General features: G+C 64.5%; 9 protein-coding genes. 5 read left to right on the top strand and 4 right to left on the bottom strand.

The window, feature by feature from the left end; genetic code table 11:
- The 5 genes from NKJ73_RS11005 to NKJ73_RS10985 all read left to right on the top strand — a co-directional run bounded on the left by NKJ73_RS11005 (position 1) and on the right by NKJ73_RS10985 (position 8,451).
- Complete coding sequence (locus tag NKJ73_RS11005) at positions 1–276, top strand: sarcosine oxidase subunit delta (protein ID WP_352569361.1); 276 nt, start codon at positions 1–3, stop codon at positions 274–276.
- Positions 276–3,260, top strand: coding sequence for a sarcosine oxidase subunit alpha (locus NKJ73_RS11000; protein WP_352569360.1), 2,985 nt, complete (start codon positions 276–278; stop codon positions 3,258–3,260). Before NKJ73_RS11005 ends, NKJ73_RS11000 begins: the two co-directional genes overlap by 1 nt.
- Positions 3,253–3,882: a sarcosine oxidase subunit gamma gene (locus tag NKJ73_RS10995; RefSeq protein WP_352569359.1), complete on the top strand. Its 630-nt coding sequence runs from the start codon at positions 3,253–3,255 to the stop codon at positions 3,880–3,882. The genes NKJ73_RS11000 and NKJ73_RS10995 overlap by 8 nt, the downstream gene beginning before the upstream one ends.
- A 273-nt stretch (positions 3,883–4,155) precedes the next feature.
- Entirely contained in the window at positions 4,156–6,525 is a 2,370-nt protein-coding gene (locus NKJ73_RS10990) for a trimethylamine N-oxide demethylase (protein ID WP_352569358.1), read from the top strand.
- A gap of 216 nt (positions 6,526–6,741) precedes the next feature.
- The gene (locus NKJ73_RS10985) at positions 6,742–8,451 is read left to right on the top strand and encodes a trimethylamine N-oxide permease (RefSeq protein ID WP_352569356.1); all 1,710 of its coding nucleotides are present in this window, start codon (positions 6,742–6,744) and stop codon (positions 8,449–8,451) included.
- Positions 8,452–8,589: 138 nt separating this feature from the next.
- On the opposite strand, the gene msuE is transcribed toward NKJ73_RS10985, so the two are convergent.
- From msuE to NKJ73_RS10965, 4 genes are all read right to left on the bottom strand, one after another.
- A complete protein-coding gene (gene msuE, locus NKJ73_RS10980) occupies positions 8,590–9,150 on the bottom strand; it encodes an FMN reductase (RefSeq protein WP_352569355.1) in 561 nt (186 codons plus the stop codon).
- 115 nt (positions 9,151–9,265) lie between these two features.
- Positions 9,266–10,621: an LLM class flavin-dependent oxidoreductase gene (locus NKJ73_RS10975; protein WP_352569354.1), complete on the bottom strand. Its 1,356-nt coding sequence runs from the start codon at positions 10,619–10,621 to the stop codon at positions 9,266–9,268.
- A gap of 133 nt (positions 10,622–10,754) precedes the next feature.
- Positions 10,755–12,248: an aldehyde dehydrogenase family protein gene (locus NKJ73_RS10970; RefSeq protein ID WP_352569353.1), complete on the bottom strand. Its 1,494-nt coding sequence runs from the start codon at positions 12,246–12,248 to the stop codon at positions 10,755–10,757.
- Between the two features lie 70 nt (positions 12,249–12,318).
- Entirely contained in the window at positions 12,319–15,459 is a 3,141-nt protein-coding gene (locus NKJ73_RS10965; protein ID WP_023675996.1) for an efflux RND transporter permease subunit, read from the bottom strand.
- Positions 15,460–15,652: the final 193 nt, after the last annotated feature.

The raw sequence follows: 15,652 nt of genomic DNA, 5'->3' as shown, positions 1-15,652 counted from the left end.
ATGCGCATTGTCTGTCCCTTCTGCGGCGAACGCGAACTCGGCGAGTTCACCTATCTGGGCGACGCCAAGCCGACGCGTCCGGCGGCCGGCGCCACCGAAGACGAGGTCTTCGACTACGTCTATCTGCGCGACAACATCGCCGGGCCGATGAGTGAGTACTGGTACCATGGCGGCGGCTGCCGGGCCTGGCTGAAAGTCGCCCGCAACACGCTGACGCACGAGATTTCCTCCGTCGAGCCGGCTGCGGGCGTCGGTGCCGCCGAGGTTGGGGCCTGATGGTTGGCCCCGCGCAGACACACCGGCTGGAGAGCGGCGGTCTCATCGATCGCGCCGCGCCGCTGGCCTTCCGCTTCGACGGCAAGAGCTTTGCCGGCTTCCAAGGCGACACGCTGGCCTCGGCGCTGATCGCCAATGGCGTCAAGCTGGTCGGCCGCTCTTTCAAATACCATCGACCGCGCGGCATCCTGACCGCTGGTTCGGAGGAGCCCAACGCGCTGGTCGAACTGCGCAGCGGAGCGCGGCGCGAGCCGAACACCAAGGCGACCACGGCCGAACTCTATGACGGGCTCGAAGCCGCCAGCCAGAACCGCTGGCCGTCGCTGCGCCACGATCTGATGGCGGTCAATCAGCTGTTCGCGCCGATCTTCGTCGCCGGCTTCTACTACAAGACCTTCATGTGGCCGGCGAAATTCTGGGAAACGATCTACGAGCCAACGATTCGCCGCGCCGCCGGCCTCGGCCGCGCTGCAGGCGTCGCCGATCCCGACCATTACGACAAGGCGTGGGCGCATTGCGACGTGCTGATTGCCGGGTCCGGCCCGGCCGGGCTGGCTGCGGCATTGGCGGCTGGGCGCGGCGGCGCCCGCGTCATCCTGTGCGAGGAAGATTTTGCGCTTGGCGGCCGCCTGCTCGCCGACGGCGGCATGATCGACGGCGCGCCGGCGGCCGAATGGATTACGCGCACGCTGGCCGAACTCGCCGCACTGCCCGATGTCCGCATCATGACCCGCACGACATTGTTCGGCGTCTATGATGGCGGCACCTATGGCGCGATCGAGCGGGTCAACGACCACCTGCCCTCGCCGCCCGAGCACCAGGTGCGCCAGCGGCTGTGGCGGATCGTGGCGAAGCGCTCAATTGTTGCCGCTGGCGCCATCGAGCGGCCGATCGTCTTTGCCGGTAACGACACGCCGGGCGTGATGATGGCTTCGGCTATGCGGACTTATGTCGCGCGCTACGCGGTTACCCCTGCCAAGAGGATCGCGCTGTTCACCAACAATGAGGATGGCTGGCGCACGGTCGAGACCGCGCTTGGCGCCGGTTTGCAGATCGCGGCGGTCGTCGATGCGCGCCCGGACGTCTCCGCCGCGCATCGCGCGCTTGCCGCCAAAGGCGGCTTTGCCGTGCTCAACGGCTCGGTCAGCGGGGTCGAAGGCGGCAAGGACGGGCTCCGGAAAATCGTGGTGGCGCTGACCGGCGGCGCACGGGCGGAAGTCGAAGTCGACGGGCTTGCCGTGTCCGGCGGCTGGAATCCGGCGGTCGGGCTGACCTCCTATCATCGCGGCCGGCCGAAATGGCAGGACGATATCGCAGCCTTCGTACCGGATGGTGCGCCGCCCGGCATGGTGGCCGTCGGCGCCGCCAACGGCGCCTTCGGGCTGGGCGACTGCCTGCGCCAGGGCTTTGCCGCGGGTGCTGCGGCAGCGCAGGGTGCTGGACGCAGCGGCAATGCCGGCACATCGCCGGTCGCCGACAGCGAGGCGTTTTCGCTGACGCCGCTTTGGTATGTGGCCGGCAAAGGGAAAGCCTTCGTCGATTACCAGCATGACGTGACCGCGTCCGATATCGAACTGGCGCAGCGCGAAGGTTTCGAATCGGTCGAGCATCTCAAGCGCTATACGACGCTCGGCATGGCCACCGACCAGGGCAAGACCTCGAACGTCGCCGGTCTCGCCATCATGGCGGCAATCAGCGGCAAATCGATCCCCGAAACCGGCACGACGATCTACCGCCCGCCCTATGTGCCGGTCGCCATCGGCGCCTTCGCCGGCCATCATCGCGACGAAGACTTCCATGCGACGAGGCTGACGCCGTCGCATCACTGGGCAGCCGAACAGGGCGCGGTGTTCGTCGACACCGGCCTGTGGAAGCGGGCGCAATGGTATCCGCGCGCCGGCGAAAAGGACTGGCTGGAATCGGTCACCCGCGAGGTCAAGGCGGTGCGCTCCGGCGTCGGCTTCTGCGATGTCTCGACGCTCGGCAAGATCGACGTGCACGGCCCGGATGCCGGCGCCTTTCTCGACCGCGTCTACATCAACACCTTCTCCAGTCTCGCCGTCGGCAAAGCCCGCTACGGGCTGATGCTGCGCGAGGACGGCATCGTCTATGACGACGGCACGACGTCGCGGCTGGCCGAGGATCATTATTTCCTGACCACCACCACCGCCAAGGCCGGGCTGGTGATGCAGCATCTCGAATTCTGCCGGCAGGTGCTGTTCCCGGAATTCGACGTGCAGTTGACCTCGGTCTCCGACCAGTGGGCGCAATTCTCGATCGCCGGGCCGAAGACCCGGGACCTGCTTCGGGAAATGGTCGATCCGGCGGAGGATTTGTCGAACGAAGGCTTTCCCTTCATGGGGGCGCGGGAAGTTGCGCTTCGCGGTGGCATCAAGGCGCGGCTGTTCCGCATCTCGTTTTCGGGCGAAATGGCGTTCGAGATTTCGGTTCCCGCCCGCTATGGCGAGGCGCTGGTGCGCAATTTGATGCTGGCCGGCAAGCCGTTCGGCGTTACGCCCTACGGTACCGAGGCGCTCGGCGTCATGCGCATCGAAAAGGGCCATGTCGCCGGACCGGAGCTGAACGGCACGACGACGGCCGCCGACCTCGGCCTTGGCAAGATGATGTCGACCAAAAAAGATTTCATCGGCCGCGTCATGGCCGGCCGCGAGGCGCTGATTGCCCCGGACCGGCAGGTCGTCGTCGGCATCAAGCCCGTCGACAAGACGCGCCGCCTGCGCTCCGGCGCGCATATCATTCCGAAGGGCGAGACGCCCGGCCCCGATAACGACCAGGGCTACGTCACCTCGGTCTGCTTCTCGCCCATGCTCGACCAGTGGATCGGGCTGGCGCTTGTTGAGCGTGGCCGCGAGCGCATCGGCGAGATCGTCCATGCGCACGATCCGCTACGCGGCGAAGACTACGACGTCGAGCTGTGCAGCCCGGTCTTATACGATCCGGATGGAGGGCGCCAGCGTGGCTGAGTTTTCCTGGATTGCCCGCAGTCCGCTGGAGAAAGCGCTTGTTGTCGGCGCCTATGGCGCGCGCGGCACGGCGGCCGGCGTATCGCTCACCGAGATCCGCAATTTCGACCTGATCCAGGTGATGGCGCGGCGCGGCAAAGCGGCAGAACTGGCGAAGGCCGCCGAAACCCGCTTCGGCGTTGCCGCCCCGGAAACGCCCAAGGCGACCCGAACTCCCGACGCTAGGCTGATCTGGTCGGGACCGGATCAGTTCCTGGTCCTGTCCAATGGCGGCAAGCACGCGAGCGAACCGCTGAGCCAGGCGTTTGCGCAATCCGCCTCGTTGTCCGACCAGTCGCATGCGCGCGCGCTGATCAGCGTTTCCGGAGAAAAGGCGCGCGCGATGCTGGCCAAACTGTCGTCGCTAGACCTGCACCCCGCGGCGTTCCCGGCCGGCACCGCTGCGGCGACCTCGGTCGATCACACCAGCATCAATCTCTGGCGCGCCAATGACCGGCCGAACGGACAGGCGGTGTTCAATCTTCTGGTGTTCGCCACCTTCGCGGAAAGCCTGTGGCATACGATGCTGGACGCTGCCGCCGAGTATGGCGTCGAGATCGGGCATTCCGAGGAATTGGGGTAGGATTGTGCGCCACCTTCCCTTCTCCCCCTGTGGGAGAAGGTGGCCGAGCGAAGCTCGGTCGGATGAGGGGTGCTCCAGCTTGGCTATGACGGCACTCCGTCCAACACCCCTCAACCGTCTCGGCGCTGCGCGCCGATCCACCTTCTCCCACAAGGAGAGAAGGAAGAGGCGCGCGCGCCGCCTTCACTTGCCAACTCCGGCTCTTCTATCCTATTCTTCCCGCTAAAATAATTTCACACACAGGCAAACTTGTTTCTCGAAACCAAGGTTGAGATGAGCCAGTCGCCCTACCCCGCCGTCGTCGCCGGACCGCCCCGGCCGAGCCTGATCCTGCGGCCAGGCCAGATTACGCTGCCGGCCGGGATGGAGCGCTACTCGGTTCAGGGCAATGGTGCGGTGCTGATCGAGGTCGAGGCCGGCGACATTGTCACCGTGCGCGATGTCGAGGGCGGGCAGGCCTGCGAGCTGCTGGCATGGGACAGCAGCGACGCGACCGATCCCGGCATTCTCGGCGAGAAATCGAACAGCAATGCCGCCGGCATCAAGGCGCTGCTGGCCGAAGGCGACGACAGCCTCGCATCCTTGCGCCGGGGGCTCGAGCGGCGCCAGGTGCAGATCGACCAGGCGAAGGCGGTTCGCGTTTTCGGCGGCGCCACCCCTGCCGGTACCGAACAGGCTTTTACCGTCGCCCGCGATGGGTCGATGCTGATTGCCGCGCCCGGCGGGCCGATGCTGGTCGACGGCCACGATACGGCGACGCCGGTTAGCGTCATCGTCCGCCGCGCCACCATCCGCCCGGCGGCAAAATCCGGGCTTGCCGACCCGCTGGCCGATCCCGTGCTCGACCTGCGCGTCCATTCGGCGACGGCGGAGGCCTACTTCGTCAAGGCGGGCGACTATCTGCAGATCATCGATGTCGACGGGCGTCAATGCACCGACTTCCAGTGCTTTTCGGCGCGCAAGCTGGACAAGGGCCGCGATCATCCGCTCGACGTGACGACGACGCGCACGCTGATGGGTTCGAGCTATCCGATGCCCGGTCTGCACTCGAAATACTACGACCAGGACATGGAGCCGCTGGTCGAGGTTGTGCAGGACACTTGCGGCCGCCACGATGCATTCGCGCTCGCCTGCGCGGCCAAATATTACGACGACATCGGTTATCCCGGCCATCCCAACTGCTCGGAGAATTTCAACCGCGCGCTGGCCGACAAGGGTGTCACGCCTCGCGCCGGCTGGATGGCGATCAACTTCTTCTTCAACACGGCCATCGACGCGCATGGCGTCGTGGTATCGGACGAGCCGTGGTCGCGGCCGGGCGACTATGTGCTACTCAGGGCGCTCACGGACATCGTCTGCGTCTCGTCCGCCTGCCCCGACGATACGACGCCGGCCAATGGCTGGAACCTGACCGACATCCATGTGCGAACCTATTCCGGCCAGCACAAATTCTCGCGAGCGATCGCCAGACGCATGACGCCCGATTCGGAACCGAAAATGACCCGCGAGACCGCCTTTCATTCGAGCTTTGCCAAGCACACCCGCAACTTCGTCGAGTACAAGGGCTATTGGCTGGCCAATTCCTTCGCCAGGCAAGGCCCGATCGATGAATACTGGGCCTGCCGGCAGGACGCCGTGATCATGGACCTGTCGCCGCTGCGCAAGTTCGAGGTCACCGGGCCGGACTCCGAGGCGCTGCTGCAATACACGCTGACCCGCGACATCAAGAAGCTCGGCGTCGGCCAGATCGTCTATTCCGCCATGTGCTACGAGCATGGCGGCATGATCGACGACGGCACACTGCTCAGGCTCGGCAAGGATAATTTCCGCTGGGTCGGCGGCGACGATCTATCCGGCGAATGGCTGCGGGAAACGGCGCAAAAACTCGGCCTCACCGTGCTGGTGCGCTCCTCGACCGACCAGATGCACAATGTTGCCGTGCAGGGACCGAAAAGCCGCGACATCCTGCGGCAGATCATCTGGACCTCGCCGCTACAGCCGTCGATCGACGAGCTCGAATGGTTCCGTTTCGCCGTCGCCCGCATCGGCGGCGGCAACGGCATTCCCGTCGTGGTGTCGCGCACCGGCTACACCGGCGAGCTCGGCTATGAGATCTGGTGCCATCCGCGCGACGCCGAAAAGGTGTTCGACGCGATCTGGCAGGCCGGCCAGCCGCACGGCCTGAAGCCGATGGGGCTGCAGGCGCTCGATATGGTACGCATCGAGGCCGGGCTGATCTTTGCCGGCTACGAGTTTTCCGACCAGACGGATCCGTTCGAGGCCGGCATCGGCTTCACCGTACCGCTGAAGACCAAGAGCGACGATTTCATCGGCCGCGAGGCGCTGATCCGGCGCAAGGAAAACCCGCAGAAGAAGCTGGTCGGCCTCGACATCGACGCCAATGTCGCCGTCGGCCACGGCGATTGCGTGCATGTCGGCCGGGCCCAGATCGGCGTCGTCACCTCGGGCATGCGCTCGCCGGTGCTGAACAAGACTATCGCGCTGGCCAGGCTCGACGTCGCGCATTCGGCGATCGGCACCGAGGTCGAAATCGGCAAGCTCGACGGCCACAGCAAGCGGCTACCGGCGCGCGTCGTCGCCTTCGCCCATTACGACCCGCAAAAGACCAGGCCGCGCTCGTGATCGACGCTGCCTGGTTCTTCCCTTCTCACACAAGCGCAATGTGCACAGCGTCACAAAGCGCTTGACGTGAAAGCGCGTTGGGTCAATCTTCACTGCTAAGAAAAAAATACTACTGAGCGGAAAACGCCTGGGGCCGTTCAACGTGAGCGTCGATGACGCCTCGCGAGATTGCGGCTGTTGCCGATGGGGAACATCAAAAATGGGGAATCCACGTAAATGAGCACGATAGTCACCACCTTGGTGCCGCCTGCCGAAGGGCAGCTGCACCGGAACATCGATTGGCGCGGCGCCTTCTGGGTGGCAAGCGGCGTTCCGGCCCTTGTCCTGTTTTCGATCGGCGGCATCGCCGGCACCACCGGAACACTGGCCTTCCTGATCTGGGCCGTATCCATGGTCATGGGCTTCCTGCAGTCCTTCACCTATGCGGAGATCGCCGGGCTGTTCCCGAACAAATCCGGCGGCGCCTCGGTCTACGGCGCCACCGCGTGGCTGCGCTATTCGAAATTCATCGCGCCGCTTTCGGTGTGGTGCAACTGGTTCGCCTGGTCGCCGGTGCTGTCGCTCGGCTGCTCGATCGCCGCCGCCTATATCCTCAACGCACTGGCGCCGGTGCCGCTGTTCACCGACACTTCGCCGGAAGTCGCCGCCTATATTGCGGCCCATGCCGGAACCAGCGCCGCTGACGCCATCACCGCGGTCACCGCGGCGGCGACGCCGGCGATCCGTAACTGGACGCTCTACGGTCACACGCTTGGCCCGGTTTCCTTCACCTTCAACGCAACCTTCTTCATCGGCGCGGTGCTGATGCTGATCATCTTCTCGATCCAGCATCGCGGCATCCTGGGCACGGCCAACGTGCAGAAATATATCGGCCTGCTGGTGATCATCCCGATGCTCATCGTCGGCGTGGTGCCGATCGTCACCGGCCAGATCAACTGGGCAAACTTCTCGCCGCTGGTGCCGCTCGCGGCAGCCTATGCGCCGGAGCCCGGCGCATGGAACATCGCCGGCTGGACGCTGGTGCTCGGCGGCATGTTCATCGCGGCATGGTCGACCTACGGCTTCGAGACCGCGGTCTGCTACACCTCCGAGTTCAAAAACCCGGGCACCGATACCTTCAAGGCGATCTTCTACTCCGGCCTGCTATGCATGCTGCTGTTCATCCTGGTGCCGTTCACCTTCCAGGGCGTGCTCGGCTTGAACGGCATGCTGGCGACGCCGATCGTCGACGGCTCCGGCGTTGCCGATGCGCTGGCCGGCATGGTCGGCGGCGGACAGCTGATCCACAGCCTGCTGGTGATGCTGATGATCCTGGCCCTGGTGCTCTGCATCATGACGGCGATGGCCGGCTCCTCGCGCACGCTCTATCAAGGTTCGGTCGACGGCTGGCTGCCGCGCTATCTCAGCCATGTCAACGAGCACGGCGCCCCGACGCGGGCGATGTGGACCGACCTGATCTTCAACCTGATCGTGCTGGCCATCGCCTCGGCCGACGCAACGAGCTTCTTCTTCATCCTCGCCGTGTCGAATTGCGGCTACATCATCTTCAACTTCCTTAACCTCAATGCCGGCTGGATTCACCGCATCGACAATGGCCACATCGCGCGGCCATGGAAGGCGCCGAGCTGGCTGCTCGGCCTCGGCGCGATCTTTGCCTACGTCAACGCGGTCTTCATGGGCGCCGGCGCCAAGGTGTGGAACCCGATGGCATTGTGGGCCGGGCTGATCACGGCAGCCTTGATCATCCCGGTGTTCTGCTTCCGGCACTACATCCAGGACAAGGGCAGATTCCCCGACCACATGCTGGCCGATCTCGGCATGAGCTCGTCCGACCTTGCGGTGAAAAAGGCGGGGATGCTGCCCTATCTGACGCTGGTCGCCGGCGTCGTGGTGATGCTGCTCGCCAACTGGCTGTTCGTCATCTGACGGCTTGCCTTGAGAATCGGGCGCGCAAGGCGCGCTCGATCCCTGCATTTTGTTCTTGCTTTGTGCCGGCAGCTATGCTACTAACTTTGGTATTCGCCCCGAGACCCGCCGCCGAGGCGGGTTTTTTCTTTTTAGGGGCTATTCGGCAGCGGTGCCAGCGCGGGAGCGACCGCCAAGCGCTGCACCGATATCCTCGATCACCTGTCCGACGCGCGCCTGGATCGTCTCGGACGCAAGCACGCCGTCGATGAAATCCCTGTCCGAAGCGTAGATCGCGGTCGGCAGCGTAAAGGCCTCGAAGAAGCCGAACAGCGGTCTCAGCTGGTGCTCGATGATCAGCGCATGCCGGTCGCCGCCGCCGGTCGCCAGCAGCACCACCGGCTTGCCCCTGAGCGCCGTTGGGTCGACAAGATCGAAGAAGTGCTTGAACAGGCCGGTATAGCTGCCCTTGTAGGTGGGCGAGCCAACGACGAGCACGTCCGCCGCGACGACGCGCTTGAGGATATCGCCCGCTTGCGCATCCAGTTCACGCGCCCATTTGGCGCCACCGAGGCTGGGGCCGAGGTCGACGACGTCATGCGTGCTGGCGGCCAGGCCATATCTGCCGGCTACCTCGTTCACGATACGATCGACGAAGCCGCGCGTCTTGGACGGCCGGGTGAAATTGCCTGAGAAACCGACAACGGCCGGATTGGTCATGATGCAAAGCCCTCGCGATGATTTCGGGCTGCCAGCCCGCTGCTCATGACCCTATGGACATTCGGACCGAACGAAAAGAACGGATGCTTGCCACGGTCTAAAATCATTACCGGTTCTAACCAGCTTTGCGGATCGCTGCCGTCTCAGGTTGGAAGAACCGGTTTGGCGGCCGCTTCAGGCCAAGATTTTCGCGCAGGGTCGATCCTTCGTATTCGCTCCTGAAAATGCCGCGCCGCTGCAATTCGGGCACGATTTTCTCGACGAAATCATCCAATCCGGCGGGAAGATAGGGGAACATGACGTTGAACCCGTCCGAGCCTTCGGTGACCAGCCATTCCTCCATCTCGTCGGCGATGGTTTTCGAAGTGCCGACGAAGGCAAGACCGGAATAGCCGCCCAGCCGCTGCGCAAGCTGCCTGACGGTCAGGTTTTCCTTGCGCGCCAGTTCGATGACGCGCTCGCGGCCGCTCTTGCTGGCGTTGCTTTCCGGGATTTCGGGCAAGACTGAATCCGGATCGAACCGCGACGCGTCGTGGCCGAGCGCGATCGACAGCGAGGCGACGCCGCTCTCGTAATAGACGAGGCTGTCGAGCTTGGCCCGCTTCGTCTGCGCCTCCTCGACGGTCTCGCCGACAATGACGAAGGCGCCGGGCAGGATCTTGATGTCGTCGCGCGACCGGCCAAGTTTTTGCGCACGTTTCTTGACGTCGGCAAAGAAGCGCTGCCCCGAGGCGAGATCGGCATGGGCGGCGAAGATCACCTCGGCCGTTTCCGCGGCGAGCTGCCGTCCGGCCTCCGACGCGCCGGCCTGCACGATGACCGGCCAGCCCTGCACCGGCCGCGCGATATTGAGCGGTCCCCGCACCGAAAGATATTCGCCCTTGTGGTCGAGCACATGCAGCTTCGCCGGATCGAAATAGAGCCCGCTTTCGGCGTCGCGGATGAAGGCATCGTCGGCAAAACTGTCCCACAGGCCGGTGACGACATCGTAAAACTCCCGCGCCCGGCGATAACGCTCGTCGTGCTCGACATGCTCGTCGAAGCCGAAATTCAGCGCGGCGTCGGGATTGGATGTGGTGACGATATTCCAGCCGGCGCGCCCGCCGCTGATATGGTCGAGAGAGGCGAAACGACGGGCGATGTGGTACGGCGCGTCGAACGTCGTCGAGGCGGTTGCGATCAGCCCGATACGATCGGTGACGGCGGCAAGCGCCGACAACAGCGTGAACGGCTCGAAGGACGTGACCGTGTGGCTGCGCCGCAGCGCCTCGATCGGCATGTTGAGCACGGCCAGGTGGTCGGCCATGAAGAAGGCGTCGAACTTCGCCGCTTCCAGCCTTTGCGCGAAGTGCTTGAGATGCGCGAAATTGAAGTTGGCGTCGGGATAGGCGCCCGGGTAGCGCCAGGCGCCGGTATGAAGGCTGACGGGCCGCATGAAAGCGCCAAGCCGCAATTGTCGATTTTCTGCCATGGAAAAACGCACCGATGACGACGAGCGTAACGCTCCAATTGCTCGAGCATGGGATGGCTTTGCGGCCATGGGAAGGAATTCTGTTTTGCAAAACCGGCGTCGGGGAGCATTTTTTGTGCGGGCGGCGGACCGATCAATCGATCTTGATGAACACGCCCTTGGTGTTGAGATATTCGGCGAGGTGCTCGGCGCCGCCCTCGCGGCCGTAGCCGCTCATCTTGTAGCCACCGAAGGGCACGGCCGGATCGATCGCGTGATAGGTGTTGACCCAGACCGAGCCGGCGCGGATCTTTCGCGACAGCTGGTGGGCGGTGGCGAGATTTTGGGTGCAGACCCCTGCAGCCAGGCCGTAAGGCGTGTTGTTGGCCCGCTCGACCGCCTCGTCCAGAGCATCGAACGGCAAGGCTGAAATCACCGGCCCGAATATCTCCTCACGGGCGATCTTCATGTCGTCCGAGACGCCGGCAAAGACAGTCGGCGCGACGAAATTGCCGGCGGCAAGTGCGCCTTCCACAAGCCGGGTGCCTCCGGTGACGAGTTTCGCCCCTTCCGCGGTGCCGGCCTCGAGGTAACCGGTGACCCGTTGCAGCTGCTTTTCGGAGACGAGCGGACCGATCTCGGTCGCCGGGTCGATGCCGTCGCCGACCCTGAGACCCTTGGCGTATGCCGCGAGCCGCTCGACGAACTCGTCATGGACGGCGCGTTCGACGAAAAGGCGCGAACCGGCGATGCAGATCTGGCCGGAATTGGCGAACACCGACATCGCCGCCACCGGCACCGCCTTGTCGAGATCGGCATCGGCGCAGACGATGACCGGCGACTTGCCGCCGAGCTCCAGCGAGACGCGCTTGAGGTTGCCGGCCGAGGCCCGCACGATCGACTGGCCGGTCGCCGTCGAGCCGGTGAAGACGATCTTGTCGACGCCCATATGCTCGGCGAGTGCGGCACCTGCCTCGGTGCCGGTGCCGGTGACGATATTGACGACGCCTTCCGGAACGCCGGCCTCGTTCATGATGTCGGCGATCAAAAGCGGCGTCAGCGGCGCCTCTTCCGATGGTTTCAGCACGATGGTGCAACCGGTCGCCAGCGCCGGGCCGATCTTCCAGATCGACGCCGCCGTTGGCGCGTTCCAGGGAATGATGGCGCCGACGACGCCGACCGGCTCCTTGCGGGTGAAAGAGACGATTTCGCCGGGCAGCGAGTTGTCGATCGTCTCGCCGTGCAGCGCCGTCGCCATGCCGGCATAGTAGCGCAGCATGCCGATGACGCGGTTGCGATTGGCGCGGGTGCGTATGATCGGCATGCCCATGTCGGTGGTGTCGGAGCGGCTGATCTCTTCCCAGTGCTTTTCGAAGAGGTCGGCGATCCTCAGCAGCAGCACCTGCCGCTCATAAGGCTTGAACCGGCTCCACGGGCCCTCGAACGCCTTGCGCGCAGCAGTCACCGCCGAGTCGATGTCCTGCCGGTCGGCGCGCGGCACCGTGGCGATGACCGCGCCGGTGGCGGGATTGCGGCTCTCCGTGGTCCGGCCGGAGCGGGCATCGACCCAGCCGCCGCCGATGAACATCTGGCGATGGCGCCCGTCGATCGGCAGCCGCAGCGGTGCCTTTGTCTGAGCCATGGTCATGACGGTCCTCCTCCGGCGCCTACGCCTGGTGGGCGGATTAAACCGCCGGAGGTCACATTTGCCAACAGCTCTATTCGGCCGCCAGGGCCAGTTGCGGCCTTTCGCTTTCTTCTGCCACCTTGGCCGCCTCTTCCGTTGCCACCACCTTCTTGGGCTCCCTGCCGAAGAACAGCGCATAGGCTGCCGGCAGGACAAGGATGGTCAGCACCGTGGCGACGAGAATGCCGCCCATCATGGCGTAGGCGAGCGGCCCCCAGAAGACGCCGCGCGAGATCGGGATCAGCGCCAGCACCGCCGTCAGCGCCGTCAGCACGATCGGCCGGAACCGGCGCACCGCCGAGCCGATGATGGCCTCGGAGCGCTCCACGCCGGCGGCGATGTCCTGGTCGATCTGGTCGACCAGGATGATCGAGTTGCGCATGATGATGCCGAGCAGGGCGATGACGCCGAGGATGGCGACGAAGCCGAACGGCGCGCCGCTGATCAAAAGTGCCGCGGCCGCGCCGATGATGCCGAGCGGACCGGTGGCCAGCACCAGCATGGCCTTGCCGAAATGCTGCAGCTGGATCATCAGCAGCACGACGATGACGGCCAGCATGATCGGCGCTTTCGCCGCAATCGAGGCCTGGCTTTCGGCCGCATCCTCGGCGCCGCCCTGGATCTCGATCTTGTAGCCGGGTGCGAGGCTGGCGCGCAGGCCCTGCATCTCGCTGTACATTTTCATGGCGACATCGTTCGGCTGCACGCCGTCCGGCAGCGTGGCGCGCACGCTGATGGTCGGCAAGCGGTCGCGCCGCCATTCGACGCCTTGCTCCAGCACCGGGACGATCTTGGCGACCTGCGACAGCGGCACGGAGCCACCGAAATCGGTCGGGATGTAGACGGAGTCGACCGCCGACAGCAGGTGACGGCTTGCCTCCGGCTCACGGGCGACGATCGAAACCGTCTCCTCGCCGTCGCGGAAGTCATCGAGCGGCGCTCCCGACATGGTCGCCTGCAGTATCTGGCGGATGCGCTGCGAGGTGACGCCGAGCGCACGGGCGCGATCCTGGTCGATCACCAGCTTCATCGCCGGCACCGGCTCCAGCCAGTCGTCGTGGATGGCGCCGAGCAGCGGATTTGCCTGGAACTTCGCCTTCACCTCGTCGGCGATGCGGCGCACCTCCTGGCGATCCGGACCCATGACGCGCATCTGCACCGGCCAGCCGGTCGGCGGACCAAGGAACAGGCGATCGACCTTGGCGCGGATCGATGGGAAATCCTCGGCCAGGATGGTGCGCAGCTTGACGATCAGCCGCTCGCGGGCTGGTTCGTCATTGGCCATCACCAGAAGCTGGGCGAAGTTCGGGTTGCGAAGCTGCTGGTCGAGCGGCAGGAAGAAGCGCGGCGCGCCTTCGCCGATATAGGTGGCGATGAAGCGCTTGTCCTTGTCGTCCATCATCCTGGCTTCGAGCGCCTTGGCCTGGGTCTCGACTTCCTTGATGCTGGTGCCTTCCGGCAACCAGAGGTCGACAAGGATTTCCGGGCGCGACGATTGCGGGAAGAAATTCTGCGGGATGAACTGGAACGCCCACAGGCTGGTGGCAAACGTCATCAGCGTCATCACCAGGACGATGATGCGGTGGCGCACCGCCCATGCAACGGTCGAGCGAAGACGGCGGTAGAAGCGCGTGTCGAAGACATCGTGATGGTTGCCGGCGTGCTTGCGCTGCTTCAGGATCATGTGGCCGAGCCATGGCGTGAAATAGACCGCCGCGAACCAGGACACGATCAGCGCGATGCCGACGACGTAAAAAAGGGTGCGCACATATTCGCCGGCGGTCGAGGCAGCGAACCCGACGGGAATGAAGCCGGCCGTCGTGATCAGCGTGCCGGTCAGCATCGGGAAAGCGGTCGAGGAGTAGGCGAAGCTCGCCGCCTCGACCTTGACCAAGCCTTCCTCTAGTTTTCGCTCCATCATTTCGACGACGATCATCGCGTCGTCGACCAAGAGCCCAAGAGCGATGATCAGCGCGCCGAGCGAAATGCGCTGCAGGTCGATGCCGAGCTCGTACATGATGGCGAAGGTGGCGGCCAGGACCAGCGGAATGACGATCGCGATCACCAGGCCCGAGCGCCAGCCGATCGACAGGAACGATACAAAAAGCACGATCAGCAGCGCTTCGCCGAGCGCTTCCATGAACTCGCTCACCGCCTCCTTCACGACATGCGGCTGGTCGGAAATCTGATCGACCGAAACGCCATAGGGCAGCGCCTCTTCGAAGCGCTTGTAGGTCGCTTCGACGTCCTTGCCGACGTCGGTGACGTTGAAGCCCTTGGCCATGACGACGCCGAGCTGGACGCTGTCGTGTCCGTTGAAACGGTACTTGCGCTGGTACGGATCCTCGAGGCCCGAGGTCACGGTGGCGATGTCGCCGAGGCGCGTCACCTGGTTGCCGGCGCGCAGGCGAAGCTCGCGGATGTCGGCCGCCCTGGTGACATCGCCCTCGACCGAAATGCGCACCGAACGCTGGCCGGTGTCGACCGAACCTGCCGGGTCGACATTGTTCTGGCCTCGGATCGCATTCTGCAGGTCGGTCAACGTCAGGCCACGTTCGGCAAGCGCCTTGGATGAAACGTCGATGTAGAGTTTTTCCGGCTGGTCGCCGATGATCACGGCCTTCTCGACACCGGGCGTCGTCAGCAGCATGTCACGCGCCTGGATGGCGAATTTCTTCAGCTCGGGATAGCTGTAGCCGTCGCCGCTGATCGAATGCAGGGTGATGAACGTGTCACCGAATTCGTCATTGAAGTAAGGCCCAAGCAGCCCCTGCGGCAGCTCATTGGCGATATCGCCGACCTTCTTGCGCACCTGATAGAAAGCATCGGCGACCTGCGCCGGATTGGTGTCGCCCTTGACCTGCAAGGTGATGATGGCGCTGCCGGCGCGGGTGTAGGAGCGGACGAAATCGAGGTGCGGCGTTTCCTGCAGCTTGCGCTCGATCTTGTTGACGACCTGGTCCTCCATCTCCTTGATCGAGGAGCCTGGCCAGATCGCCTGGACGACCATGACGCGGAAGGTGAAATCGGGGTCTTCCTTTTGGCCCATGCGCATCAGGCCGAGCGCACCGGCCACGATGATCAGCCCGAACAGGAAGCGGGCAATGCTCGGATGGCCGATTGCCCAGCGCGAAAGATTGAAAGACCGCTTTTCATTGGTGTCGATGGTCATCGGCGTCAGTCCGTTTCAATTTGATCAACAGAGCACGCGCTTTCGCATGCCCAAGGAACTTCCGATGTGGGCTTCCGGGCGGCGTGGCTTTCCGAGTTGAGAGATCTACATCGCGGTGGGACGCGAGGATCGACGTGGGGGTTACATCGACCTGAGATCTCGAAAATCGGGGGCGCCTGCCGCCCGGAAACCG

Source organism: Mesorhizobium sp. M0074, assembly GCF_040322975.1.
Lineage (GTDB): Bacteria > Pseudomonadota > Alphaproteobacteria > Rhizobiales > Rhizobiaceae > Mesorhizobium.
This window is presented reverse-complemented; position numbering and strand designations above follow the sequence as displayed.

Coding starts and splice junctions, on each gene's coding strand:
- NKJ73_RS10985 (WP_352569356.1), top strand. CDS start 6,742: ATGAGCACGATAGTCACCACCTTGGTGCCGCCTGCCGAAGGGCAGCTG.
- NKJ73_RS10965 (WP_023675996.1), bottom strand. CDS start 15,459: ATGACCATCGACACCAATGAAAAGCGGTCTTTCAATCTTTCGCGCTGG.
- NKJ73_RS11005 (WP_352569361.1), top strand. CDS start 1: ATGCGCATTGTCTGTCCCTTCTGCGGCGAACGCGAACTCGGCGAGTTC.
- NKJ73_RS10975 (WP_352569354.1), bottom strand. CDS start 10,621: ATGGCAGAAAATCGACAATTGCGGCTTGGCGCTTTCATGCGGCCCGTC.
- NKJ73_RS10970 (WP_352569353.1), bottom strand. CDS start 12,248: ATGACCATGGCTCAGACAAAGGCACCGCTGCGGCTGCCGATCGACGGG.
- msuE (WP_352569355.1), bottom strand. CDS start 9,150: ATGACCAATCCGGCCGTTGTCGGTTTCTCAGGCAATTTCACCCGGCCG.
- NKJ73_RS11000 (WP_352569360.1), top strand. CDS start 276: ATGGTTGGCCCCGCGCAGACACACCGGCTGGAGAGCGGCGGTCTCATC.
- NKJ73_RS10990 (WP_352569358.1), top strand. CDS start 4,156: ATGAGCCAGTCGCCCTACCCCGCCGTCGTCGCCGGACCGCCCCGGCCG.